This is a genomic window from Streptococcus australis (assembly GCF_019930045.1).
Taxonomy (GTDB): Bacteria; Bacillota; Bacilli; order Lactobacillales; family Streptococcaceae; genus Streptococcus; species Streptococcus australis_D.
The window spans coordinates 1-6,236 of record NZ_JAHZQQ010000074.1; the positions used below are offsets into that span (position 1 = coordinate 1).

The following is a 6,236-nucleotide window of genomic DNA, read 5'->3' on the forward strand; positions in this document are numbered from 1 at the left end:
CTAGCTCAAACAGCTGGAAGAACACTCGCTTAATCAGAGGAATGACTTTGTTGCACTTGACTTGACAATTGGGGAAATTATATAGTCGAGCTAGAGATGCTAAATCTATTATTCTTAAAAAAACTTATTAGCGAAAAAGAATATGAAAAAATAAAGCTGAAACTGCGTAAAATATACACAAATTAGCTGACCTTTTTTATTGGTTGCGGTAAAATAAATGCAGAGAAATAGGAGGTTAAGCCATGTCAAACAACGTTGAAATTATAAAAGCAAATCCTTTAGTAACTAGAAGAAATGATAATAGTGGTTCTTTATCGAGGAGAGTAGCAGCATATTGTCGTGTTAGTTCCGATAGTGATGATCAAAAAAATAGCTATGATTCTCAAGTTCGTCATTATAGAGAGTATATATCACAGCACCAAGATTGGATTTTGGTTGACATTTATGCTGATGAAGGGATTTCAGGAACTCAAGTTGGAAAAAGACAAGATTTTCAAAGATTGATTTCAGATTGCCTTGATGGAAAAATAGACTATATCATTACCAAAGCCATTGCTCGCTTTGCTAGAAATACATTAGATACTCTCAAATATGTTCGTTTGCTCAAAGATAAACAAATTGGTGTATTTTTCGAAGAAGAAAATATTGATACTTTAACTATGGATGGTGAGTTACTATTGACGATATTAAGTTCAGTGGCTCAACAGGAAGTTGAAAATACATCTGCCCATGTTAAAAAGGGTTTAAAAATGAAGATGCAACGTGGAGAACTTATTGGTTTTCAAGGTTGTCTTGGTTATGACTATAATCAAGATACAAAGTCAATATCAATAAATGAAAAAGAAGCCAAGATAGTACGTTATATTTTTGAACGATACATTGATGGTATTGGGGGTAGGGCAATAGCTAGAGAACTTGATGAACTAGGTTATAAAACTCCGAGAGGTCTTGATCACTGGCAAGATACAACAGTTTTAGGAATTATTAAAAACGAGAAGTATAAAGGTGATATTCTAATGGGAAAAACTTTCACTGTTGACCCCATTAGTAAGAGACGTTTAATAAATTTCGGTGAAGAAGATAAATACTACATTAAAAATAATCATGATGCGATAATTAGTCCAGAAATTTTTACACAGGCGCAAGAAATTCGATTACGGAGATCAGGAAACAAAAAAACCATAGCAAATATAAAAGGTAAACGAGAAAGATATTCAAGAATGTACCCTTTTAGCAGCAGATTAGAATGTGGTTTTTGTGGTACTGTTCTGTCTAGAAGAAGTTGGCACTCTAGTTCAGAGTACAAAAAGATTATTTGGCACTGTACAACATCTATAAAGAGAGGTAAAAAGTATTGCACTCATAGTAAAGGAATAGAGGAAAAAGCAATAGAAAATGCTTTTTTACAGAGCTACCAACAGTTGTTTTATGAAAATAATAACCTAACTGAAGACTTTCTTGAAATTATAAAAGAAGAGCTTACTGATGATACCTTAAAAGTGGAGTTGACAAAGATAGTTAGTAAATTAAATTCATTGTACAAAAAAGAAGAAAAATTAGTTTCAATGAATCTAGATGGAAAAATAAGTGATTCTGTATATGAAGATAAATTCAATCAAATACAAATTGAGAAAGAAAAACTTTTAGAAGAAAAAGTAAACTTAGAAGTAACTTTAAAATCAGAAGTTGATATAAAAAGTAGATTAGAGAATTTTAAAGAAATTTTAACTTCACAAAAAACTTTGACGGAGTTTGACAAGGATATTTTTGAAAGTATCGTTGAAAAAATAATAGTAGGCGGAATAAATTCTGATGGAGAAATTGATCCAGCAATGTTGACTATAATTTTTAAAACGGGAGATTCTTCGACTAAAGATGCAAAATCTTACAAATCTAAAAGAAAGAATGCTAAAATAGATAATGATAAATTGTGTTTTAATTCCGTAACCGATGAAGAAAAAAAGTGTACAAATAAAGAAAACAACGCATGTCGAATGTGTAAGCTTGTTAGTAAAACGCAACTAATCCTCAAAAGGTTCACTGAACCTTTTGAGTCCCACAAACACATCACGTGGAGTGTGTTGCTCTGCTCGTAAAAACCTAGAAACCTTTGAATGAAAGGGATAATGAAAAGCCTTGATTGCAAGGCTTTTTGTATTGGCGTGGGGAAGTATCAGAGTGAGAAATTTTTGGAATGAATAGAAGTGATAGCTAGAAATTATCAGTTTCTATTTCCATTTACCCTGTGGGTACGTGTTTGTTTCCATTGACAAGGAGTTTGTGGGAATAAACGTGTCCCCTTTCTTTTTGTTTCCCTCTTTGACTCAGTAATACTACCGGACTAAAGTATGTTAATCTTAGTATGTTTTTATAATGCTACAAAAGGTCAACGCATTTGACTATTTTTTGTTTTATACATCCCAAATTGTAAAATAAGTCGATTATGCAGAGGTCTGTGAGAGGTAGGCTTTTAAATATCTTCCAGTGATACTGTTTGCTGTTTGGCAGACTTCTTCGATGCTACCATTCGCAATCAACTGTCCACCATAACGTCCACCTTGTGGCCCCATGTCAATGATATTATCTGCATTGGCGATGACATCTAGGTCGTGTTCGATGACAATGACCGTTGCCCCATTTTCAATCAACTGTTCAAAGACAGCTACTAGATTGGTCACATCACGAGGGTGGAGGCCGATACTTGGTTCATCAAATATAAAGAGGTAGTTGCTCTGTTTCTTTTCCAGATAAGTCGCTAATTTTAACCGTTGCGCTTCTCCGCCAGATAGGGCTGGTGTACTTTCTCCTAGATGAAGGTAACCAAGACCTAGTTCATCTAAAACGGTTAAGGTAGCTAAAATCCCAGTTTCTTCCTTGAAAACCTCCAGAGCTTCTGTAATGGTCAAGTCCAGCAGGTCAGCAATGGAATAGCCCTGCCATTTGACCGCTAAAATCTCATCTTTATAGCGTTTGCCATGGCAACGTGGGCAGGTCTCGACAATATCTGGCAGATATTGAATATCCAGTGTCACCGAACCAGTCCCATCGCAGTAATCACAGGCGCCCGATTTATTATTATAAGAAAAATCAGTCGCTGAAAATTCGCTTGAAATGCCGTCAAAGAGGGTGCGCAGCTTGTCCATGATTTTGGAGTAGGTTGCGACAGTGGAGCGAATGTTTTTACCGATTGGAGTCGAGTCAATTTCAATCACTTGCTTGATACTGTTGATTCCTGATACATGCACATTTTCAGGCAGGGATTTTTTAGCCAGTTTGGCTTCAAAAGCAGGTAAAAGGCTGTCCAGCACCAGCGTAGTCTTGCCAGATCCTGAAATGCCTGTCACAACATTTAAGCCTTTCTCCACAAAATCTGCCTGTACGGACTGGATATTATTAGTATCGATCACATGCACTTGGAAATGCTGGAGTTGATCGAGCTCCAACCTAGGTCGAACACGGATTTGAGCTGTATGGTTGAGGTAAGGAGCGATGACGGAGTCTGTTACTTGAGCGAGTTGGTTGGGACTACCTTGCCCGATAACCTGACCTCCATGATCACCAGAGAGAGGACCAATCTCAATCAAGTGGTCAGCGGCTTCTAAAATAGCCACATCATGATCGACCACAAGGACAGAGTTGCCTTGCTGAATAAGCTGACGAATAATGGCAATCAAGGCATCCACATTTTCCGCATGAAGCCCGACGCTTGGCTCGTCCAAGACATAGAGAATTCCTGTCATCTGATTACGGATGGTGCGAGCCAGTTGAATCCGTTGCAACTCACCAGTAGATAGAGAGTTACCTGCGCGGTCTAGTGTTAAATAATCTAACCCCAGTGCCACAATCGGCTCGATCAACTCTTTCAATTCACCTGCCAGTTTTTCAGTCATATCCTGCATTTCATCAGGCACCCATGTTTTCAACTTATCCGCAAATTCTTGCAGTTCCAGCATGTCGTATTGACTGATTTGGGCAATATTTTTGTTGAGTACCAAGGTAGTTAGCAAATCAGGATTGTAGCGGCTACCGTGGCAGGTCTGACATTTTCCTAGGTCATAGAAACGATTGAGACGCTCAATAGCCTTTTCGTTTTTAGCTGTTTGCAGACTATGTTCAATCGCCACAATGGCATTTTCATACTTGGCATTTAGCTCAAAAGATTTGCCTGTTTTGGTTGGGACGATAATCACTCGTTTCACCTCAGGGCCAGAAAGGACGATTTCTTTTTCTTTCTCCGTCAATTTTTTGAAAGGAACGTCTAGCCTGACTCCCTGTTGTTCAGCTACTAGCTTCATGTGAGTGCGGCCTGGCAATTTCCAAGAAGCCACTGCCCCTTCATTGATGGTGAGGTTTGAGTCTGGGATGACCTTGTCTAGCTGAATTTCACGTCCTTCACCTGTTCCTTGACAGGTCGGACAAGCACCGTCTGAGTTAAACGCAAAACTTTCTGCACCATAGACCATGAAACGAACATCACAAGTCGGACAGTTGATCATTCCCATCCGCTCATCAGTCCCCATGAAATCCATGACCTCTGCCACACGCAGAGTTGGGTCAAGACGGTGACCATTTGGGCAGACATGAGAGCCTAGACGTGAAAAAATCAAGCGTAGGATATTCAGGGTTTCGGTCAATGTTCCAACCGTTGAGCGTACACTTGGCGTTTCTGGACGTTGGCGAAGAGCTATGGTCGAAGGGAGGTATTCGACCTCATCTACGTCTGAGCGTCCAACTTGCTTGATGCGACGGCGAGTATAGGTCGCAAGAGCATTCAGATAGCGTCTTGTTCCTTCAGCGTAGATAGTATCCATGGCGAGAGAGGACTTACCTGAACCAGATACGCCTGTAATAGCGACAAATTGGTGCAAGGGAATATCAAGAGAAATATTTTTAAGGTTATTGGCACGAGCACCCCGTACCTGAATGGCTTGTGGGATGAAAAAATTTGGGGTCATGTTTTCTCCTTTTAGTCATTTGTTTTCAATCTATTATACCATATCAAGAAAAAGCAGGATTAGGCGACTAATCCTTCAGTCTTTTAATAAACGATTTCCTCTCCATCAGCTGGGATAATCAACTGATGACTGAAACCATGTTTTTCAGCATAGTCAGCCAATTCTTGACGGGTCAAGAATTGGCTGACAGCTTCCATGTGTGGCAAAAAGTTTAGCAGATGGAAGGGTCTTATGTACTTCATGAACACCTTCAGCACCCATGATAAGTGGACCACTTTCTTTAAATTGGTTGTTTCCTGCGTTGACGATAGCGACTTGAGGTTGGTATTTTTTGAGTGTATTTTCCACATTCTCATACCATACAGTATCACCTAAGAGGTAAGTAGTAGGCTCATCTTTGTGCTCGAAAATCACTCCACAGGCATGACCAGAGATCGCCAGCATTTCATCGTTGCTAGCATGACGTGCTTCGACATAAGAGACATATCCTTAATCACTATCGGACATCAGACATTTCTTGTTGCCTTATGGAAGCCCGCTTTGAAACCAACGATCAACTCAACCTCTTTCTTGAAAATCTTAATAAATATGCGAATTATAGCGTATTGACGGTGATTGACCATTTGAACTAGCCTCATCTTGTGGGATATGTATCAGATAAATACCTCTGGAGTGGAAATTCCAGAGGGTTATTTAAAAGACGAATTGCAGCATTAAAAGATGATTCCAGTGAATATGTTAGAAAATCAGTTGGTAATTCTTTGAGGGATATTAGCAAAAAATTTCCAGAGTTAATTAAGGAAGAACTTGATGGTTGGGATATTAATAGTAAAGAGATTCAAAAAGTTTACAAGTTGGCAAGTAAATTTATTAAGTGATAATTATCAGCTATAAAGTTAGAAAAAGATACTATAAAATATTTTCATTCTAAAGTTTAATTTTAAACAACAACTCTATCCCTTTCGTTCTATAATATAGAAGTTTGCTATCACGACATGTTGAGTGTGTAGCTTTGCTGGTAAAAGCCTAGAAACCTTGGTATGAATCAATAATGAAAAGCCTTGATTGTAAGGCTTTTTTTGTGTTTTTGTGATAGAATATAGGTAGTTATAATCGATAGCAACTAAGAAGCAGTAAAAATATTATTCATAAAAAAAATCAAGATAAGGGCGATAAAATGACAGTAATTGACAAAAAGAATTTTAAAAATCCCCAATTGTCAAGTCAAGTGCAACAAAGTCATTCCTCTGATTAAGCGAGTGTTCTTCCAGCTGTTTGAGC

At 38.3% G+C, this 6,236-nt stretch carries 4 protein-coding genes and 1 pseudogene; 3 read left to right on the top strand and 2 right to left on the bottom strand.

Features of this window, described 5'->3' with window-relative positions:
- The first annotated feature begins 81 nt into the window (after positions 1–81).
- Together K1J10_RS10775 and K1J10_RS09845 are read left to right on the top strand one after the other, a co-directional pair.
- The gene (locus K1J10_RS10775; protein ID WP_317629287.1) at positions 82–186 is read left to right on the top strand and encodes a hypothetical protein; all 105 of its coding nucleotides are present in this window, start codon (positions 82–84) and stop codon (positions 184–186) included.
- Positions 187–242: 56 nt separating this feature from the next.
- Positions 243–2,096 (top strand): recombinase family protein, encoded by a 1,854-nt coding sequence (locus K1J10_RS09845; RefSeq protein WP_223357173.1) that lies wholly within the window; start codon positions 243–245, stop codon positions 2,094–2,096.
- A 345-nt stretch (positions 2,097–2,441) separates the two neighbouring features.
- Here K1J10_RS09845 and K1J10_RS09850 read toward each other — a convergent pair whose 3' ends face one another.
- Positions 2,442–4,955 (bottom strand): excinuclease ABC subunit UvrA, encoded by a 2,514-nt coding sequence (locus K1J10_RS09850; protein WP_223357174.1) that lies wholly within the window; start codon positions 4,953–4,955, stop codon positions 2,442–2,444.
- 83 nt (positions 4,956–5,038) lie between these two features.
- Entirely contained in the window at positions 5,039–5,197 is a 159-nt protein-coding gene (locus K1J10_RS09855; protein ID WP_223357175.1) for a hypothetical protein, read from the bottom strand.
- A gap of 456 nt (positions 5,198–5,653) precedes the next feature.
- Here K1J10_RS09855 and K1J10_RS09860 point away from each other — a divergent pair.
- Positions 5,654–5,833: pseudogene (locus tag K1J10_RS09860) on the top strand (phosphomethylpyrimidine kinase); the annotation flags it as partial.
- Between the last annotated feature and the right edge of the window lie 403 nt (positions 5,834–6,236).